A 3,168-nucleotide genomic window follows, 5' to 3' on the forward strand; every position below is an offset into this window, starting at 1 on the left:
TATAGTTTCTTCAGATTAAAATGAGACAATAAAAATTTTCAAGATATTGAAAAATATTTCAATATCTTGTTTTAAGGCGTATCATTTTAATCTGAAGAGACTATACTTTGGCGGGGCTCACCACAAGCGCCGCGCAACTGATTAATCCGCAAGCGGAAATCACGCCTTTGGACAATTACTATTTCACTGTCGCTTCCGTGCCGCTGCTTGCCATTGTCGGCACGATTCTGATCGATAAAGTCATCGAGCCGCGCCTCAAGCGCACCATCAGTATTGACGAATCACTGGTGCAAAAGCCCGATATGCGGGAAGTCAGCGTTCAAGAGCAAAAAGCACTCAAAATGACCGGCTATGCCGCGCTTGCCTTTATCGCCGTCTTTGCCTTAATACTTTTGCCGCAAGATTCTCCTTTGCGCAATGAGAACGGCGGCTTATTACCCTCGCCGTTTTTAAAATCCCTTGTGCCCGTGATATTCCTATTCTTCATCACCGTAGGCATCACTTACGGACGCGTCGCCGGCACCTTGAAAACCATGCGCGACATTCCGGCAAAAATGACCGAAGCCGTGCGCGAAATGGCACCCACTCTCACGCTGTTTTTCGTCATCTCGCAATTTATCGCCTATTTCCGCTGGACAGGCTTGGGCGAAGTCATCGCCGTATCAGGTTCTATCTTCTTGGAACATACCGGCTTTACCGGTCTGCCCCTTGTCGTAACCTTTATCATCATGACCGCCGCGCTCAATATCTTCATGACCAGCGGCTCGGCGCAATGGTCGCTCATGTCGCCGATTTTTGTGCCGATGCTGATGATGATCGGATTTGAAGCGGCATTCGTGCAAGCCATGTTCCGTATCGGCGACTCCGTAACCAACATCATCTCGCCGATGAGCCCATATTTTGCAGTCTGTCTTGCCAATATGCAGCGCTACCGCCCCGATTTGGGTATCGGCACGCTTATGGCGACCATGCTACCAATCTCTATCGGCTTCCTGATTTGCTGGACGGCATTTCTGCTCCTGTGGCTATGGATCGGACTGCCGATTGGACCGGGCGTGTATATGATAGCGCCTTCCGCCTAATCATGACTATAGTCGAAGAATTGAAAAAGTATTACGGTGTTGGCTCGCCTTGCCGTACGCTCTTGTACTGTCTGCGGCTCGCCGCCTTGCACTACTTTTTCACTTCTCCGACTATAAGACGCCGAGAAAAAGCGCCTTGCAGCGCTTTTTCTTTGTACAGAAATTTTTCTAAAAGCAAGTCAAAAGCCGAGAAAAGGAAAAATTTAATCTTTTGTCCATGTGGTAATTTTTTTTTATTTCACGGATAACAATTTTTTCAAGAAACCATTTTCGCTATTTTTTCACATTAAAAACACTATTTTCATCATAAAAATGCAAAATTAAGCGCATCTTCTACCGAAAAACACAGAAGCGCGGCAAAATTTCCGCTTTACCGCGGGAATTTTTTTGTTAAGCTAAAAAACTCTTAATGAACAACCGGAGATAACATGAGCCAATTAGACAGCCTGTTTAACAGCATTAAACAGCGCGATCCCAACCAAGCGGAATTTCATCAAGCCGTCGAAGAAGTCTTCCACAGTCTTGCCCCTTTTCTTGCCAAAAATCCTAAATACTCGCAGCAAGGGCTGTTAGAGCGTATTGTCGAGCCGGAGCGCGTGATCATGTTTCGCGTGGTATGGGTGGACGACAAAGGACAAGTGCAAGTCAATCGCGGCTATCGTGTGCAAATGTCCTCCGCCATCGGACCGTACAAAGGCGGTTTGCGCTTTCATCCCAGCGTCAATTTGGGCATCTTGAAATTCTTGGCATTTGAACAAGTCTTTAAAAATGCCCTGACCACATTGCCTATGGGCGGCGGCAAAGGCGGCTCGGATTTCGACCCCAAAGGCAAATCCGATGGCGAAGTCATGCGTTTCTGCCAAGCCTTTATGAGCGAACTCTACCGCCACATCGGCGCAGATACTGACGTACCGGCAGGGGATATCGGCGTCGGCGGGCGCGAAATCGGCTTCCTCTTCGGGCAATACAAAAAACTGCGCAATGAATTTACCTCCGTGCTGACCGGCAAAGCGCTCAACTGGGGCGGCAGCCTTATCCGTCCCGAAGCCACCGGCTACGGCACCGTCTATTTTGTGCAGCACATGCTCAAAACGCGCGGCGAAAGCATTGAAGGCAAACGCGTCGTTATTTCGGGTTCGGGCAACGTCTCGCAATACGCTGCGGAAAAAGCCCTGCAACTGGGCGCGAAAGTCTTAAGCGTATCCGATTCCAACGGCTATGTGCGTTTTGACGACAAAGGCATGAGCCAAGCCCAATTTGACGCCTTGCTTGAGCTGAAAAACGAACGCCGCGAACGCCTCTCCGTTTATGCCGAAGAACAAGGCTTGCAATACTTTGAAGGAAAAAAACCTTGGGATGTCGCCTGCGATATCGCTCTGCCTTGTGCCACCCAAAACGAGCTTAACGGCGAAGATGCCAAAACCCTGTTGAAAAACGGCTGCATCTGCGTTGCCGAAGGCGCGAACATGCCTTCCACCCTAGACGCGGTAGAAGCCTTTATCGACGCCAAAATCCTCTATGCCCCCGGCAAAGCGGCAAATGCGGGCGGCGTGGCAACCTCGGGACTGGAAATGAGCCAAAACGCCATCCGCCTCTCATGGACGCGCGAAGAAGTCGATGCCAAATTGGCCGAGATCATGCAAAACATCCATGAAAACTGCGTGGAAAACGGCACTCACGACGGCTTTACCAACTATGTGGACGGCGCCAACATCGCCGGATTTAAAAAAGTCGCCCACGCCATGCTGGATCAAGGCATCGTGTAAACGCATTGCCGCCCCGCTAAAGGGAAAGCGCAACTATACCGCCGCCTGAAGCTAAGTTTCAGGCGGTTTTTTATGCGCACCTTCTGCGTTTTTATCGAAATCGGAAAAACACAAAGCGCTTCAAACCGTATGCCTTATTTCCAAACCTATAGCAAATTAAAATCCGCCACTCCCTATAAATTAACCTGAGTTCGGGATAAGCCCCCTCTATTTAGCAGCCGCCAAAGCATTCTTCCCAAACATCTGCGGCTTATACGCAAACAAGCAATATGCCGTTAATCCAGAAATCAGATTCAACAAAAATCCCTTCTCTGAACGAT

The 3,168-nt window shown here is 49.1% G+C and carries 2 protein-coding genes and 1 pseudogene; 2 read left to right on the plus strand and 1 reads right to left on the minus strand.

Annotation, left to right across the window (positions count from 1 at the left end):
* The first annotated feature begins 107 nt into the window (after positions 1-107).
* Both ACJHVI_RS05575 and gdhA read left to right on the plus strand, forming a co-directional pair.
* The gene (locus tag ACJHVI_RS05575; RefSeq protein ID WP_483183663.1) at positions 108-1,082 is read left to right on the plus strand and encodes an AbgT family transporter; all 975 of its coding nucleotides are present in this window, start codon (positions 108-110) and stop codon (positions 1,080-1,082) included.
* A 428-nt stretch (positions 1,083-1,510) separates the two neighbouring features.
* The gene (gene gdhA, locus ACJHVI_RS05580; protein ID WP_483183664.1) at positions 1,511-2,848 is read left to right on the plus strand and encodes an NADP-specific glutamate dehydrogenase; all 1,338 of its coding nucleotides are present in this window, start codon (positions 1,511-1,513) and stop codon (positions 2,846-2,848) included.
* 207 nt (positions 2,849-3,055) lie between these two features.
* Here the strand turns inward: gdhA and ACJHVI_RS05585 are convergent.
* Positions 3,056-3,168 (minus strand): annotated as a pseudogene (locus tag ACJHVI_RS05585) (IS982 family transposase); the annotation flags it as partial.

The sequence above is a fragment of the Suttonella sp. genome (assembly GCF_056855035.1).

Coding starts and splice junctions, on each gene's coding strand:
- gdhA (WP_483183664.1), top strand. CDS start 1,511: ATGAGCCAATTAGACAGCCTGTTTAACAGCATTAAACAGCGCGATCCC.